Origin of the sequence: Geomonas sp. RF6 (genome assembly GCF_021044625.1) — a bacterium.
In the GTDB taxonomy this organism is placed as follows: Bacteria; Desulfobacterota; Desulfuromonadia; order Geobacterales; family Geobacteraceae; genus RF6.
Window position 1 is genome coordinate 4,081,022 of sequence record NZ_CP087999.1, and the last position, 16,130, is coordinate 4,097,151.

The 16,130-nt window shown below is 62.7% G+C and carries 15 protein-coding genes; 8 read left to right on the top strand and 7 right to left on the bottom strand.

What is annotated here, in order from left to right; genetic code table 11:
* Positions 1–52: 52 nt before the first annotated feature.
* The gene (locus LPW11_RS17435) at positions 53–508 is read right to left on the bottom strand and encodes an NUDIX domain-containing protein (protein ID WP_230995149.1); all 456 of its coding nucleotides are present in this window, start codon (positions 506–508) and stop codon (positions 53–55) included.
* 172 nt (positions 509–680) lie between these two features.
* Positions 681–974 (bottom strand): PxxKW family cysteine-rich protein, encoded by a 294-nt coding sequence (locus LPW11_RS17440; protein ID WP_230995150.1) that lies wholly within the window; start codon positions 972–974, stop codon positions 681–683.
* Positions 975–1,230: 256 nt separating this feature from the next.
* Here LPW11_RS17440 and LPW11_RS17445 point away from each other — a divergent pair, with 256 nt between their 5' ends.
* The 8 genes from LPW11_RS17445 to lgt all read left to right on the top strand — a co-directional run bounded on the left by LPW11_RS17445 (position 1,231) and on the right by lgt (position 10,156).
* Entirely contained in the window at positions 1,231–2,655 is a 1,425-nt protein-coding gene (locus LPW11_RS17445; RefSeq protein WP_230995151.1) for a phosphoglucomutase/phosphomannomutase family protein, read from the top strand.
* 295 nt (positions 2,656–2,950) lie between these two features.
* Positions 2,951–3,805, top strand: coding sequence for a Fe-S cluster assembly protein NifU (nifU, locus tag LPW11_RS17450; protein ID WP_230995152.1), 855 nt, complete (start codon positions 2,951–2,953; stop codon positions 3,803–3,805).
* Entirely contained in the window at positions 3,802–4,974 is a 1,173-nt protein-coding gene (nifS, locus tag LPW11_RS17455; protein ID WP_230995153.1) for a cysteine desulfurase NifS, read from the top strand. The genes nifU and nifS overlap by 4 nt, the downstream gene beginning before the upstream one ends.
* 381 nt (positions 4,975–5,355) lie before the next feature.
* Positions 5,356–7,194, top strand: coding sequence for a UbiD family decarboxylase (locus LPW11_RS17460; RefSeq protein ID WP_230995154.1), 1,839 nt, complete (start codon positions 5,356–5,358; stop codon positions 7,192–7,194).
* Positions 7,195–7,267: 73 nt separating this feature from the next.
* Positions 7,268–8,026: a TlyA family RNA methyltransferase gene (locus LPW11_RS17465; RefSeq protein WP_230995155.1), complete on the top strand. Its 759-nt coding sequence runs from the start codon at positions 7,268–7,270 to the stop codon at positions 8,024–8,026.
* Between the two features lie 140 nt (positions 8,027–8,166).
* Positions 8,167–8,511: a histidine triad nucleotide-binding protein gene (locus LPW11_RS17470; RefSeq protein ID WP_230995156.1), complete on the top strand. Its 345-nt coding sequence runs from the start codon at positions 8,167–8,169 to the stop codon at positions 8,509–8,511.
* 74 nt (positions 8,512–8,585) lie between these two features.
* Positions 8,586–9,098 carry a DUF4124 domain-containing protein gene (locus LPW11_RS17475; RefSeq protein ID WP_230995157.1) on the top strand — a complete coding sequence of 171 codons (513 nt, stop codon included), beginning with the start codon at positions 8,586–8,588 and terminating at the stop codon, positions 9,096–9,098.
* Positions 9,099–9,382: 284 nt separating this feature from the next.
* On the top strand, positions 9,383–10,156 hold the full coding sequence (gene lgt / locus LPW11_RS17480) for a prolipoprotein diacylglyceryl transferase (RefSeq protein WP_230995158.1): 774 nt from the start codon (positions 9,383–9,385) through the stop codon (positions 10,154–10,156).
* Positions 10,157–10,159: 3 nt separating this feature from the next.
* On the opposite strand, the gene LPW11_RS17485 is transcribed toward lgt, so the two are convergent.
* The 5 genes from LPW11_RS17485 to LPW11_RS17505 form a co-directional block, all read right to left on the bottom strand.
* On the bottom strand, positions 10,160–10,585 hold the full coding sequence (locus LPW11_RS17485) for an ATP-binding protein (protein ID WP_230995159.1): 426 nt from the start codon (positions 10,583–10,585) through the stop codon (positions 10,160–10,162).
* A 24-nt stretch (positions 10,586–10,609) separates the two neighbouring features.
* A complete protein-coding gene (locus tag LPW11_RS17490) occupies positions 10,610–10,948 on the bottom strand; it encodes an STAS domain-containing protein (RefSeq protein WP_230995160.1) in 339 nt (112 codons plus the stop codon).
* Between the two features lie 93 nt (positions 10,949–11,041).
* Positions 11,042–14,275: a SpoIIE family protein phosphatase gene (locus LPW11_RS17495; RefSeq protein WP_230995161.1), complete on the bottom strand. Its 3,234-nt coding sequence runs from the start codon at positions 14,273–14,275 to the stop codon at positions 11,042–11,044.
* Positions 14,275–14,520 (bottom strand): hypothetical protein, encoded by a 246-nt coding sequence (locus LPW11_RS17500; protein WP_230995162.1) that lies wholly within the window; start codon positions 14,518–14,520, stop codon positions 14,275–14,277. The genes LPW11_RS17495 and LPW11_RS17500 overlap by 1 nt, the downstream gene beginning before the upstream one ends.
* Positions 14,517–16,067 (bottom strand): bifunctional aminoglycoside phosphotransferase/ATP-binding protein, encoded by a 1,551-nt coding sequence (locus LPW11_RS17505; RefSeq protein WP_230995163.1) that lies wholly within the window; start codon positions 16,065–16,067, stop codon positions 14,517–14,519. Before LPW11_RS17505 ends, LPW11_RS17500 begins: the two co-directional genes overlap by 4 nt.
* Positions 16,068–16,130 lie beyond the last annotated feature (63 nt).

Genomic DNA, 16,130 nt, shown 5'->3' on the forward strand with positions numbered 1-16,130 from the left:
GGCATAAGGCGCAGCCGTTGCTGGCACGGCGCCCCCTCTCACGCTCCTTCCCTTACCAGATCGTCCCCGCCTCTCTCCTCTCCCGGTAGTCCGACAAAATCTTCTCGTGATCGAAACAGATCGGGCTCGGCAGGTTGTCGAGCTGAAAGACGCCGAATTCCGCTGCGTCGTCCCCCGCCTTCGGAGTGCCGCTGCACTTCACCACGTAGACGGTGGAGATGGCGTGGAAGCGGGTATCCCTGGCCGGATCCGAATAGCACCCAAGGAGCTTCATCTGCGTCACCTTCAACGCCGTCTCCTCCTCGCACTCGCGAACCGCAGCAGCCTCCAGCGACTCGCCGTAGTCGACGAACCCGCCGGGGAGGGCCCAGCCGAAAGGTTCGTTCCTGCGCTTTATAAGGACGATCCCCTCCGGGAGCTCGATGAGGACGTCGACTGTGGGGAAAGGATTGCTGTAGGACCTTACCTTTTCACCGCAGGAGGGGCAGGAGAGGTAATCGTATGACATGAGGGGCCTCCTTCTTTCTCACATTCGGGCGCGGCACCTTTGGAAGAGGCGGCACCGTCTGCAGCATCGCAAACGGGAGAGATTGTACCAGCCAAAGCTCCTCCAGCGAGGCGCGGGCACAAAAAAAGGGGAGGAAAAAATTCCTCCCCTTCGGGACTTCGAGGCAGCCCGGTTACTTCTTCTTTTTGGAACCGGCAGCTTTCTTGGATGCTTTGAGCGGGTTGATCTTCGCATCCTCGGTCTTGATTTCTGCTTTCACGTGCGTGGCGAAGTTGCAAAGACCGCCGCTCCATTTCTTCTCCGGAGCAGGGTAGCTACCGCAAACTTTCCCGATCTGGGTTTCAACGACCCTCTCGCACCCCTCGCAGTTTTCCACGATTACCTGGCATGCACCTTCGGTGAATACGCAACCATTCTTACCCATGAAAGTACACTCGGTACCGGGAAGCACTGTTTGACACTGCATGATAAACCTCCTGTATAAATCCGCGTAGTTGCTTAAACCTCGGTTACTCTAACAATTTTAAAAGAAAAATGTCAACACCAAAAAGTTCACCGAAAAGCCACTTTTTTCCCCTTCTCCTTGACTCGGCAAAACGTATGCTTTAACCTTTAGCAGTTCTTTATCCTGCCTGCTCCCGCCGCTTCTGGCGCGCGTCTACAGTTATCGAGCGACAATTTCCACTGCGGGAGACGGCTGTATTTCTAATAAGGAGGCTATCATGCAGCGTATTACCTTCGGCACTTCCGGCTGGCGCGGCATCATCTGTGAGGACTTCATTTTCGAGAACGTGAAAGTGGTCACCCAGGCCATTGCAGATAACGTGAAGGCGAGCGGCGAGGCGGAGAAAGGGATCATCGTGGGGTATGATTCCCGTTTCATGGGGGAGCAGTTCGCCCGTCAGGCTGCGCGGGTTCTGACCGGCGCCGGCGTGAAGACCTTTCTCCTCACCCGCGACACCCCGACGCCGGTGATCTCCTTCGAGATCCTCCGGCGCAGTGCGGCCGGCGCCATAAACTTCACCGCCAGCCACAACCCCCCCGAGTACAACGGCATCAAGTTCTCCCCCTCCTGGGGGGGGCCGGCGCTCCCCCAGACCACGAAGGACATCGAGCGGCGCGCGAACGAGATGATGGGGGAGGTGTGCTATAGCGAGTGCCCCCTCGACGAGGCGCTGCAGAAGGGGCTCCTCGTGGAGATCGACCCGATGGGGGAGTATCTGAAGGATCTCTCCACGAAGGTCGATTTCGCAAAGATTGCGAAGCTGAAGTCGGTGGCGGTAAATCCGCTGTACGGGACCGCCCGCGGGTACCTCGCGGAGCCGCTGCGGGACCACGGCGTGAAGGTGGTGCAGATAAACGACAGGCGCGACCCCTACTTCGGCGGGTTCCCCCCCGAGCCGTCGGAGAAGTACATCCAGGACTTCATCACCCTGGTAAAGAACGATCCCTCCATCGAGCTCGGCATCGCCACGGACGGGGACGCGGACCGCTTCGGCATCATCGACGCCGACGGCAGCTTCATCGAGCCGAACTACATCATCGCCCTCCTTCTCGATTACCTCGTCCGGGTGCGCGGTCTTAAAGGGGGCGTTGCCCGCAGCGTCGCCACCTCCCACCTCATTGACGCGGTGGCGAAGAGCCACGGTGTGGAGGTCTTCGAGACGCCGGTCGGCTTCAAGTATGTCGGAGAGCTCATAAGCCAGGACAGGATCATCATCGGCGGTGAGGAAAGCGCCGGGCTGAGCATCAAGGGACATGTCCCCGAAAAGGACGGGATACTCGCCTGCCTCCTCGTGGCGGAGATGGTGGCGCACGAAGGGATCGGTGTGAAGGCGCTTCTGGAGCGCCTGTACGAGAAGGTTGGCCGCTACCTGACGCGCCGGGTCAACATCGTCCTCTCCCCCGAGCTGGAGGCGGCCTTCCCGGAGCGGATCGCGGCGACGCCGGAGAGCTTTGCCGGCATGAAGGTGCAGGAGCTCGTCACCATCGACGGCAACAAGTTCATCCTCGAGGACGGCAGCTGGCTCCTCTTCAGGAAGTCCGGTACCGAGCCGGTGGTGCGCCTCTACTGCGAGGCGTCGTCCGACGAGCGTCTGCAGGCGCTTGTCGCCGCCGGGCGCGAGTTCATCCTCGGGAACGGCTAGAACTTTCCACCCTTTGTTCGTCCTGAGCCTGTCGAAGCTCCGGCTTCTTCCGTGAGGAGAAAGTGAAGCGCTTCGGCAGGCACAGGGCCGACGTCTCAATACCCCGACTCTGCCCCTCGTAACCACGACTTCGCCCCTTTCTGGTTCATCGCGTCAAACATCGATTTCATACGCATGTCCTGCAGAGGTGTATACCGAAGTTGCTGCCGTCCTTGACGCAATCGCGGAGTTTTGGGGGTTGCTCTTTTTGTGAGCTTTACGTTATGATTGCTCATCATTAAAACGAGGAGGGTCTATGTGGGACTATACCGATAAGGTCAAAGAACACTTCCTCAACCCGAGGAACGTGGGTGAAATACCTGATGCAGATGCTGTTGGTGAGGTCGGAAGTCTCGCCTGCGGCGACGCACTGAAACTCTTTTTGAAGCTGGATGAGAAGAAGGAAAAGATCGTCGACGCCAAGTTCCAGACCTTTGGCTGCGGCAGCGCCATCGCTTCCTCCTCCGCCCTCACGGAAATGGTGAAAGGGAAGACCCTCGACGAGGCGCTTGCGGTGACGAACCAGGAGATCGCCGATTTCCTGGGGGGGCTCCCGGAAGAAAAGATGCACTGCTCCGTCATGGGTCAGGAGGCTCTCGAGGTGGCGATCGCCAAGTATCGCGGCGTCGACGTGCCGAAGCACGGCCACGACCACGTGGAGAGCGAGGGGGAGATCGTCTGCAAGTGCTTCGGTCTTACCGATGTCTTCCTGAAGAAGGTCATCGCCTCCAACAAGCTGCACACCGCCGAGCAGGTGACCCACTTCACCAAGGCGGGGGGCGCCTGCGGCGGGTGCATCCCGAAGATCAAGGAGCTCATCGCTGAGGTAACCGGCGAGCAGAAGAAAACCGAAGCGAAGCCGGCCGCGAAGCTTACCAACCTGCGCAAGATGCAGCTCATCCAGGAGACGCTCGAAAACGAGGTCCGTCCGCAGCTTTGGGCCGACGGTGGTGATCTCGAACTGATCGACATCGACGGCGCCGTCGTCCAGGTCGCATTCCGCAAGGCGTGCGCCGGCTGCGCCTCCTCCGGTTACACCGCGAAATTCGTGGAGCAGAAGCTGCGCGAGATGGTATCTCCTGACATTGTCGTCCAGGAGGTTCAGGGATGAAAGAGATCTACCTGGACAACAACGCCACCACCAAGGTGGACGAGCGGGTTTTCGAGGAGATGCGCCCCTACTTCTGCGAGCTCTACGGCAACCCGAGCTCCATGCACTTCTTTGGCGGCCAGGTGCAGAAAAAGGTCGACGAGGCGCGCAGCCGTGTTGCTGGGCTCCTCGGAGCACATCCGGACGAGATCATCTTCAATGCCTGCGGCACCGAGAGCGACAACACGGCCATCCGCTCCGCGCTGGAGGTCTTTCCCGAGAAGAAGCACATCATCACCAGCCGCGTCGAGCACCCCGCGGTCCTCACCCAGTGCCGCAACCTGAGCAAGCGCGGCTACCGGGTGACCGAGCTGAACGTCGACGGCGAGGGGCGCCTCGACATGGGGGAGCTGGAGCGGGCGCTCGACAACGACACTGCGCTCGTGACCCTCATGTGGGCCAACAACGAGACCGGCGTCATCTTCCCAGTCGAAGAGGCGGCTGCCTTGGCGAAGGAGAAGGGCGCGCTCTTCCACACCGACGCCGTTCAGGCGGTAGGGAAGATACCTATCAACCTCGCCGAGAGCTCCATCGACTTCCTTTCCCTCTCCGGACACAAGCTCCATGCGCCGAAGGGGGTAGGGGTTCTGTACGTGCGGCGTGGCACCCCGTTTCGCCCGATGCTGGTCGGCGGGCACCAGGAGCGCGGTCGCCGGGCCGGTACCGAGAACACCGCGTCGATCATCGCCATGGGGAAGGCGTGCGAACTCGCTCATGTGTACATGGAAGAGGAGACGACAAGGGTGCGCGCCCTGCGCGACAGGCTCCAGGCGGAGCTCACCTCCCTTATCCCGAACACGAGGATCAACGGCGGCGAAGCCGAGCGTCTTCCGAACACCCTCTCCATCGCCATGGAATTCGTGGAAGGGGAGGGGATCCTTCTCCTTCTCTCCGAGAAGGGCATCTGCGCCTCCTCCGGTAGCGCCTGCACCTCCGGCTCGCTCGAACCGTCCCACGTCCTGCGCGCCATGGGTGTTCCCTTCACCTGCGCGCACGGCTCGATCCGTTTCTCCCTCTCCCGTTTCACCACCGACGGCGAGATCGATACCGTGATCAGGGAGCTGCCGCCGATCATCAAGCGGCTGCGCGAGATGTCGCCGTTCGGCAGGGAGTTCCTGCAGCAGAAATAGCCGCTGACTTTTTGCGGATGTCACAAGAGGGGGAGGCGCCATTGGTGCTTCCCCCTCTTTTTATGTTTCCTTCGGAGTCCGGAGGAGCGAGTCATGGCGCCGTTCTTTAGTGGAGCAGGAGCCCGGGCGTCCCCTCCCTTTCAAGGGGAGGGATAGGGTGGGGATGGGGTACAACAGTGGTGGCGGGGGGCGAACCCCATCCCCCTCCTGTCCTCCCCCTTGAAAGGGGAGGGACGCACTGCCCACGACTTAGCTCTGGCAGATCGCGCTGGTCCGAATTCCCGGATTGGTCCTCCCGAAGCGGGCATGTTTCTGTTGACTTGACCACGACGCTGCATTAATAGTGGGAAGCTTTGTCAAATCGCAGTAGTGGAGGGGCTGTTGGGGTATCGTAATCTGCAGTCGTGTGTGGCGAACCTGGAACGGACCGGGGCGCTGATCAGGATAGATGAGGAGCTTTCCCCCGATCTGGAGATCGGTGCGGTACAGCGGCGGGTCTACCAGGCGGGGGGCCCGGCTCTCCTCTTCACCCGGGTGAAGGGGTGCCCCTTCCCGATGCTCGGAAACCTCTTCGGGACGCTCGACCGCACCCGCTACATCTTCCGCGACACCCTCCATGCGGTGGAGCGTCTCGTCCAGCTGAAGCTCGACCCGCGCACCCTCCTGAAGGAGCCGCAGGCCCTTCTCAGCGTCGTTCCCGCAGCGCTGCACCTCCTTCCGCGAAAGGTCTCCCGCGGGGCGGCGCTGGCGCACCGCATCTCCCTTGACCGTCTGCCGCAGCTGAAGTCGTGGCCGATGGACGGCGGCGCCTTCGTCACTTTGCCCCAGGTCTACTCGGAAAGCGTCCGTCGACCCGGCGTGCGCCACTCCAACCTCGGGATGTACCGGGTGCAGATCTCCGGCAACAGCTACGCGGCGAACGAAGCCGGCGTGCACTACCAGATCCACCGCGGCATCGGCTTTCACCACGCCGAGGCACTGGAGGAGGGGGTGCCGTTCCGCGTCAATGTCTTCGTGGGGGGCGCGCCGTCGATGACGGTCGCCGCCGTCATGCCCCTCCCGGAAGGGATGCCGGAGCTTTCCTTCGCCGGCCTGCTCGCCGGCCATCGCATCGACATGGTGGATCTTCCCGGGCACCTCCCTCTTCCCGCGGAGGCCGACTTCTGCATCGTCGGGAGCATCGATCCGCGGCGCACCCTCCCGGAGGGGCCGTTCGGGGACCACTTGGGCTATTACAGCCTGTGCCACGACTTCCCGGTCCTGAAGGTGGAGGCGGTCTATCACCGCCCCGGGGCGATCTGGCCCTTCACCACGGTGGGGCGCCCCCCGCAGGAGGACACCTCCTTCGGAGCCTTCATTCACGAGCTCACCGGGCCCCTCATCCCCAGCGTCATTCCAGGGGTAAAAGCGGTGCACGCGGTCGATGCGGCAGGGGTCCATCCGCTCCTGCTGGCGATAGGGAGCGAGCGGTACGTGCCGTACGCCGAGCGGAACACCCCGCAGGAGCTTCTCACCATCGCCAACGCCATTCTCGGGCAGGGGCAGCTTTCCCTGGCAAAGTACCTGATGATATCGTGCCACGAGGATGATCCGCATCTCGACGTGCACGACATCGCCTCCTTCCTCCGGCACGTGCTGGAGCGGATCGATCTCACGCGCGACCTGCACTTTCAGACCGCGACCACGATGGATACCCTCGACTACACCGGGGGCGCCCTCAACAGCGGCTCGAAGGTCGTCTTCGCCGCTGTGGGAGAGAAGAGGCGCACCCTCGCCACGGAGCTGCCGGCGGACTTCCGCCTCCCGGACGGATTCACCGCGCCGCATCTGTGCCTCCCCGGGGTCGTCGCCGTGCAGGGGCCTCTATGTGGAAGTGCCACGGGGGATGGCGACGCGGATATGGAAAGGCTGTGCCGCTCGTTGGAAGGGGTGGCGGGGCTGGATTCCATCCCGCTCCTCGTGGTGGTCGACGACAGCAGATTCACTGCGGCTTCTCTCAACAACTTCCTGTGGGTCACCTTCACCCGGTCCGATCCCGCTTCCGACATCTACGGGGTTGGGGCGGCAACCGTGCGGAAGAAGTGGGGGTGCCGCGGACCTCTGGTGATAGACGCCCGGGTGAAGCCGCACCACGCGCCCCCTTTGATTGACGACCCCGAGGTGGAGCGCACCGTCGATGAACTCGGCGCCCCCGGCCGCCCGCTGCACGGCATTATATAAATAAGGCTATCGGAGATTGGCACGCGCTCTCCCCTCTCGTGCAGGGGGGGGAGCTAAATCAGCAGAGGACGTATTGAGCAAGGAAAGACTGGACAAACTGGTGCTGGACCGCGGGCTCGCGCCGTCGCGGGAGAAGGCGAAGGCGCTCATCATGGCCGGGCAGGTGGTGGTTAACGACCACCTGGCAGATAAGGCTGGGCTCCTTGTCCCGCTGGAGGCGGAGATCCGCCTGAAGGGTGAACCGCTCCCCTATGTGAGCCGCGGCGGCCTGAAGCTGGCACACGCACTGGCGACCTTCGGCATAGAGGTCACGGACCTCACCGCCATCGATGTCGGGGCCTCCACCGGAGGCTTCACCGACTGCCTCCTGCAGCGCGGCGCCCGCCGGGTCATAGCGGTCGATGTCGGCTACGGCCAGCTCGCCTGGAAGCTGCGCGAGGATCCGCGGGTGGTGAACCTGGAGAAGACGAACATCCGCCATCTGGAGCCCTCGGGGGTCCCCGAGCTCGCGCAGATCGCGGTCATCGACGCCTCCTTCATATCGCTGGACAAGGTCCTCCCGTCTACCCTGCGCCTCGTTCTCCCCGGCGCCGTCATCGTCGCCCTCATAAAGCCGCAGTTCGAGGTCGGGCGCGGACAGGTGGGGAAGGGGGGGGTGGTGCGCGACCAGAAGAAGCACGCGGAGGTCGTGGAAAATATCTCCGCCCTCGCCGCGTCTCTCGGTCTGGAGGTACTGGGAGTCTGCGAGTCGCCGATTCTCGGTCCCGCGGGGAACAAGGAGTTTCTCATTCACCTGCAAAAAAAGTGTGCAGATAGCGATACAAAACTTTGACGCCTGTGGCGGCAAATGCTAGTATGGCTGCGCTGGAAGGTCGAACCTGAAGGATATTTCGCCGGAGACCGATCTCCGGCTTTTTGATGAATCGGCTAAACCGGCTGTACCTTATGCCGATGTTATGAAGGGGAGGGACGATGAGCAGTTGCCTGTTTTGCAAGATGGCCAGCGGCGAGATTCCGGTAAAGAAAGTGTACGAAGATGAGCACCTCTTCGCCATCGAAGACATCAATCCGGTAGCCCCGATACACCTCCTCATCATTACCAAAGAACACATCACCAACGCACCCGATCTGCAGGGGGAGCACGACGCCGCCATCGGCTCGGTCTTTCGCGTTGCGGCGCAGTTGGCGAAAGAGAGGGGCGTCGCCGAAGACGGTTTCAGGATCGTCAACAACACGAACGCCGGCGCCGGCCAGTCCGTTTTCCACATCCATTTTCACCTGCTTGCGGGTCGCAGGCTGACCTGGCCTCCGGGGTAGCCCCGGAAAGGTTGCAGCACCTTCGGCAGGATCGCACAGTCTAGAGTCGTCTAGAGTCATCGAAGGAGATGCACATGAAAAAGTGGCTTGTTGCAGCAATCCTCCTCTACGCCCTTCCGCTCATTGCCCAGACCTATGAGTGGACCGACGAGCGCGGCACCGTCAACTTCACGGAGGATCTCGGGAAGGTCCCACCGAAGTATCGCAAGAAAGCGAAGCTCATCGGCGAAGAGAGCGGCGCGCCGCAGGTCACGGAAGAGACGGAGCCGGCGAAGGGGAAGGGGGCCGAAGGAAAGGGAAAGGGCTCCGAGGCCCGCGCCGAAAAGAAGGTGTACGGCGGGAAGGATGAGAAGGTCTGGCGCGAGGAGTTCGGACGCGCCAATGCCGATCTGAAGGCTGCCGAGAAGGACGAGGCGGAGCTGCGGGCCCGCATTTCCGATACCTCCAGGATGTCCCGCACCGAGTATCTCACGATCCAGAATTCCCTGAAGCACGCCGAGTTCAGGGTGCAGGACCTGAAAAAGAAGCTGGACCAGCTGAACGCCCGGGCGGATAAGGCGGATCTCCCCGGCGATCTGCGCCAGTAGAAAGATCCCCCGCGAGATGTACGAGAGGCCCGGACGGTGACAACCGCTCGGGCCTTTTTCTATGGTCCTCCCGTAATTCGGCGCACCAAAGTCTGTGTGTCCTGAAAGGAGGCGAGTGCTACTACGTTCCCCCCTTTGCGAAGGGGGGACAGGGGGGATTTGCCTTTCGCCGGAACATCCGACCACCGCCACGCTTCGCTGTCCCATGCACCGGCGGCGCGGCGATTGACACCTCTGCCTTTTGCTGCTAGGTTTACCTGCCAATTTACCCTCAGGAGAACCTCATGACCTACCCCCACATCGACCCGGTATTCCTGAAGCTCGGGCCGCTGGAGTTTCGCTGGTACGGCCTCATGTACATCTGCGCCTTTCTCGCCGCCTACTTCATCATCCGCTCCGGGGTGAAGCGAAAGGGTCTCCCCCTCGATACCGAAGGTGTGGCCGATCTCGTCTTCACCGTCGCGCTCGGGATCGTCCTCGGCGGGCGTCTCGGATACATCCTCTTTTACAACCTGGACTACTACCTCGCGCACCCCGCGAAGCTCTTTGCGGTATGGGAAGGGGGGATGTCCTTCCACGGCGGGTTGATCGGCGCCACCGTCGCCGGGGTGTACTTCATCAGGAAGCACAAGCTCCCGTTCTATCCGCTGGCGGACCTCGGCTTTCTCGCCGCCCCGATCGGCCTCGGGCTCGGCAGGATAGGAAATTTCATAAACGGGGAGCTGTACGGCAGGGTCACCGACGTCCCGTGGGGGATGGTGTTTCCGGGAGGGGGGGAGGTGCCGCGCCACCCTTCCCAGCTCTACGAGGCGCTCCTGGAAGGGGTGCTGATGTTCGTCATCCTCTTCGCGGTCTCGCGGAAGGTTCGCCAGGACGGTGTCGTGTTCTGGGGTTTCATCTGCCTGTACGGCCTTTTCCGCTTCTGCCTCGAGTTCTTTCGGGAGCCGGACGCGCAGCTCGGCTTCCTCATGGGGGGGCTCTCCATGGGGCAGCTCCTGAGCCTTCCGATGTTCCTCATCGGCGGCGGGATGGTGATCCAGCGGCTCAGGCGCGGCTAGAGGTCACACCAGCTTCTTTTTCATCTCCAGGATATTTTCGGTGGACTTTTTGCGGTAGCAGACGGTGTCCATGAGGGAGCGGATCAGGAAGATGCCGCGGCCGCGGTCTTCCAGTTCCTCAAAGTTGGGTGGGGGGATGGAGTTGATATCGAAGCCCTGGCCGTCGTCGTAGACGCTGATGGTGATCTCGTCGGACCTGATGTGTATCACGATCCGCACCATCCGCTCCGGCTCCGCCGGGCCTGCATGCTTTATGGCGTTCACCATCGCCTCGGTGAGCACCAGGTTCAGGTGGTAGGCCAGGGTCTCCCGGTCCCCCTGATACCTGTCGAGCTCTTTGGCGATGTCCTCGCCTATGCGCCCGATAAGACTCAGGTATCTGGTCTTGTTGGGAACCTTTATCTCCACCTCGACGGGATTTCCTTCCATCATGCGCCTCGCTGAAACGCGTTCCTATTGAAAATTGTCAATCGCCTCCGCGCTGGATGGAAAGATCTCGAAAACCCGGTGCAAGCGGGTGAGCTCGAACATCGATTTGACTTGGGTCTGCAGTGAGGAGAGCTTCAGGTTTCCCTGGTGGGAGATGGCGTTCTTGAAGCCGGAGACGAGCGCGCCGAGCCCGGAGCTGTCTATGAAACGCACCTCCTTCAGGTCGATGAGGACGTTCTTCTTTCCCTCTTCGAAGAGCTTTTGCACCACCACCTTCAGCTCCCCGGAGTTGTGGGCATCGAGGCGCTCTTCCTTCACGTAGATGATCTCTATCTCGTTGCGCATTTCGGTGTGCAGATTCATGGCCCCCTCCTCCGTAAAGGTCCCAATTCCTAGCTGTATTGTGCATTACTGCGCCTGCTTTAGCAAGAGCCTGCCCCTCGGCCTTTCCCGGGTTTAAAGCACCTTCATGACTACCATGGAAACATCATCCTGTAAAGCCGAGCTCCCGGTGAAGCCCCGCACCGTCTGAAGGACCCCTTCCACGATCCGCTCGGGGTCCCTCTCCTCCAGCATCGCCACCAGTGTCGAGCAGAGCCTGTCGATTCCGAAGAGATCGCCGGCAGCGTCCTGCGCCTCGATGATCCCGTCGGTGTACACGAAGAGAAGGTCCCCCGCTTCGAGGCGGACCTGGCGCTCCTCGAAGAGGACGTCGTGGTTCACCCCGAGGATGAGCCCTTCGGCGTCGAGCTCCTCCCACCTCTCTCCCCTGAAGAGAAGGGGAGGGGTGTGCCCTGCGTTGGAGTAGCTCAGGGTGCGCGTCTCGGCATCGTACTTGCCGCAGAACATGGTGATGAAGAGCTCGGCCCGGGAGAGATCATCAAAGAGGAGCTCGTTTAAGACGTTCAGCGCCTCGCCCGTGGTGATGGTGCGCTGCATCTGGGCGCGCAGCACGGAGCGGGTTTCCACCATGATGAGGGCGGCGCCGACGCTGTGCCCTGATACGTCCGCCATGACGAGGTCTACAAGGCCGTTGCCGCGCTGGAAAAAATCGTAGTAGTCGCCGCCGACGTGGGTGGCGGGGATGCAGCGGGCTGCGAGCGCCACCCCCTTCACCTCCGGCGGGCTGTCGGGCAGGAGGGATAGCTGGATCTGCTTTGCGAGCTCCAGGTCGCGCACGACCTTCGCGTGCTCCAGCTGCGCCGCCTCCTTCTGGCGGCGTTCCTGCTCCCTCGCTTCCCGCTCCTCCACGATACGCACCGCCTGGGCGAGCTGGCCGGCGAGGCTCTCCAGCAGCTCCACGAACTGCTCGGTAAAGAGCCCGACGATGGAGCGCGAGTAGACGGAGAGGACGCCGACCGCCGGTGCCCCTTCGCTGGCGATGGGGATGTGGGCAAAGGATCTGATACCCTCCTCCGCCACGAGCTTTCGGGAGGCAGGCTTTGTGACGTAGTCGGCGTCGTTGAAAAACTCCGTGCGGCGGCCGAGGAATGCCTCCCCTATGTGGCTCTCGATCTCCGGGAGCCGGTCCTCCACCTTTATGCGCTCCCCACCTTCACCCTTGGCGCAGGCGACCTTCAGCACACCTCCCCGGTCGACAAGTCTGATGACGCACAGGTCCACCTTGAACTCGCGCAAAAGGAGGGTCAGCAGGTCCTCCATTATGATGTTGAGATCGAGCGTGCGGTTCATGATCTCCGAGGCGCGCAGCCTCACGAAGAGCGCCTCCCTGCTCTCGTCCCGGGAGGTGCGCACGGTGGAGAAGATGTCGTACACCGGCTCCAGGCGCGATCCCACGTCGGAGAGGAAGCTCTCCACCACCGCCCCCGCCGCGGCACCGCCGAGGGAGCCGGCGAGCGTCTTCTCCACGAAGCGCTTCAGGCTCGGGAGCTCGAAGTCCGACACCCCCCCTTTGCTGTCGATCTCCCGGTCACCGAGGTAGTCGCTGATGGCGCTGTACGCCTGGGGCTCGCCGATGAATTTCGCCATGAGGTTCACGAACTGCACGATCGTCACCGGTTTGGAGAGGCGCTTCGTCTCCCAGCGGGGGTGGTCCTCCTTCCGGGAGGCGAGTTTCACGAACTTGCCGAGCTGCTCCCTTTCCCCCTCCTCCTGCCCGACGATGACGGAGACGGAGACGTACGCCGCGAGGTTCAGGAAGAGGCTCCAGAAGAGTGCGTGGCTGATCGGATCGAGCCCGGTGAGGCCGAAGAGGGCGTGCGGATTGAGGAGCCCCATTCCTTCAGGCCCCGGGGAGAAGAGCGTATCCCTGAAGGGACCGGCGGGAAGAAGGCTCGGGAAGAGGAGGGTATAGCACCACACGGCGAAGCCGACCGCGATCCCGGCGAGCGCGCCCCCCTTGCTGCCGCGGGGCCAGTACATGCCGCCGAAGAAGGCGGGCGCCAGCTGGGTCACCGCCACGAAGGAGACGAGCCCCATCTCCGTCAGGGGGTACTCCGCCGGCACGACCATCTGGTAGAGGTACCCTGTGAGGACCACGAGGAAGATCCCCCCCCTCTTCAGGCTGATGAGGAGGACCGGGAACCACCCCCCCGGGGTCATGCGGAGAACGAGAGGCATCACCACGTGGTTCAGCACCATGGTGGAAATCGCCACCGACTCCACCATCACCATCCCGGCGGATGCGGAGAATCCCCCCATAAAGACGAGGAGCGCGAGCCAGGGGTATTCCTCCATCAGCGGCAGGTTGAGGACGAAGTACTCGGCGCCCGTTGCCCCTCCGGTGAGGAGTATCCCCGCGCACGCCAGGGGCATGACGAAGAGTGTGAAAAGAAAGAGGTAGGCAGGAAAGGCCCAGGCAGCCTTCGTGACGTGCCTCTCGTCCGAGTTTTCCAGCACCATGACCTGGAACTGGCGCGGCATCAGCATGACCGCACTCATGGAGAGAATGAGGAAGGTGAAGACGGAGGTGTAGGAGCGTGTCCCGCTCCCGCCCAGGGTGAAGAGCTCGGCTAGCAGGGCGGGATTCCCCCGCTGCAGGCGCCCGAAGATGTCACCCATGCCGCCGAAGATGCCGTAGGTGACGGTTGCCCCGACGATGAGGAAGGAGACGAGCTTCACCACCGACTCGAGTGCGATGGCGGCCACGAGTCCGTCGTGGCGCTCGGTGGAGTCGAGGTGGCGCGCCCCGAAGATGGTGCTGAAGATCCCGAGGATCAGTGCCGCTGTCAGACCCGGGTGGGTGATGTCGCAGTGCTCCAGGAACGACAGGTAAAAGGTGTGGCTGCCGGTAATGACGGCAAAGGAGGTGGAGACCGCGCGCAACTGCAGGGCGAGGTACGGCATGACCCCCACCAGCGACACGACCGTTATCAGCGCGCCGAGCCGCTGCGATTTGCCGTAGCGTGAGGAGATGAAGTCCGCGATGGAGGTGATGTTGTTCTCCTTGGAGACGCGGATGATCTTTCGCAGCAGAAACCACCAGGAGAAGGCGGCAAGGGTGGGGCCGAGGTAGAGAGCCAGGAAGGCGACGCCGGTCGTGGCGGCGCTCCCGACGCTGCCGTAGTAGGTCCAGGAGGTCGCATAGACGGCGATGGAGAGGGAGTAGATCGTGGCGTTTGCGGTGACGCTGCTACCGGAGCGGTGGATCTGGTCGGCGTGGTAGGCGACAAGGAAAAGGAGCGCGAGGTATAGAAGGGCTATCCCCCAGACGAGATCGACGGTGAGCATCAGGTCCGCCTCTCGTCATCGTGCTTTCGCTCCTGCGCTCTGCTGAAGAAGTAGGCCATGAAGAGAAAGGCAAGCCACCCGAGCTGCAGGTAGAGGTACAGAAGTGGTATGCCGATGACCAGGGCGGGCTTGTTGAACACCCCCAGGAAGGGGTAGTTAAGGACGAGGAAACCGAGGAGAAAGGCGATAACCCAGGTGTCGCGCAGCCAGAGGCGCTTCAGCACCATTTCCTTCAGGCGTTTCACGTGAGCACCCCCACGGCGCGCAGGACCCGGTCGGCGCACTCCTCCGGCGGCAGCGCCCCGTCGAGGAGGATCTCCCCCTCATCCCGGGGGGGCTCGAAGCGCTCCTTCTGCGCGAGGTAGATCTCCCACCTGCCGTCGGAGGGGGCGCGCGGGTCGGCGTGGCGGCGCTCAAGTCGCTCCCTGACCGTCCCCTCGTCGCAGCGCACCTCCAGGATATGGCAGGGGACCCCGGCTGCCCCGGCGAGCGCGCGGAAGCGGGAGCGGTCCGCCGCGCGCCTGAAGGTGGCGTCGACGACCACGCTTTTGCCGCGCCGGAGCGCTTCCGCTGCCAAGCCGAGCAGCTCGTCATAGACGGAGCGGTCGAAATCGGCTGAGTAGATCCCCTCGCCATGCGGGGCGTCGGCGCGGACCCCCGCCGGGATCCCCGCCTGGCGCTTTCGGACAGGGTCGGACTGGTACAGCTCGCAGCCGAGCTGCCTTGTGAGCTCGAGCGCGATCGTGCTCTTCCCGCTCCCGGTGAGCCCGCAGGTGAGGAAGAGGGAAGGGGGGAGCTTGCCGCGCAGGGCGCAGCCGCGGGAGAGGCGGAAGTAGCGCCGGGCGCGCCCCTCGACACGGAGCCGCTCGGGCTCCTCCAGCTTTTCCCGCAAAAGGAGCCCCGACACCTTCCCGCGCACAAAGGCTCGGTAGCTCTTGTAGAAATCAAGAAGGGGGTCCATCCCGCTGTCGCCGGTGATCTCCCGATACGTTTGCAGGAAGGGGGGGGAGAGGTCTCCCCGGTCGTGATACTCGAGGTCCATGAGAAGAAAGGCGATGTCGGCGGCGGTGTCGCAGATGCGCAGCCGCTCGCTGAACTCTATGCAGTCGAAGATGTACACCCGGTCCGTCAGGCAGATGTTCTCCAGGTGCAGGTCGCCGTCGCACTCCCGCACGAAGCCCGCGTGCAGGCGCTCCTCGAAGAGGTGCGCCTTTTCTTTCGCGAAGCGGGAGACGAAGTCACGTATGAGGGCAAAGTCGGCACGGCTGATCCAGGGCATCCCCTCCACCGTCCGGAAGTTCTCCTCCCAGTTCTCCCGCACCGCCGCGACGGTGCCGAAGCTCTGGGACACCCCCGCGCGCGGCGCCTCGAGATGGAAGCGCGCCACCGTCCCGGCGACGAGTCGAAGCTCCTCCTCGCCGGCCTCCCCGTTGTCGATGAGCCGGTGCAGCATCCGCTCCTCCGGGAGTCGCCTCATCTTCACTGCGTAGTCGACGACCTGCCCGGTGCCGCCGATGGAGAACGCTCCGCTCCTCTCGCGGATCTCCTCCACGCCGAGGTACAGGTCGGGGGAGAGGCGACGGTTGAGGCGCACCTCCTCGCCGCAGTAGAAGCGGCGGCGGTCCACCGTGGAGAAGTTGATGAAGCCGAAATCCACCGGCTTCTTTACCTTGTAGACGTAGCTGTCGGTAACGAAGAGGAGGGAGACGTGGGTCTCGATGAGACGCACGGAAGTGGTGGGCTCCGGATAGGCCTCTGGCTTAAGTAGCGATTTTTTCAGCTTAAGGTTCATCGGAGGCCCTAACGCTATGATTTCACTTGCGAAATAGTAGCATACGGTGCCCCGGAATCAACA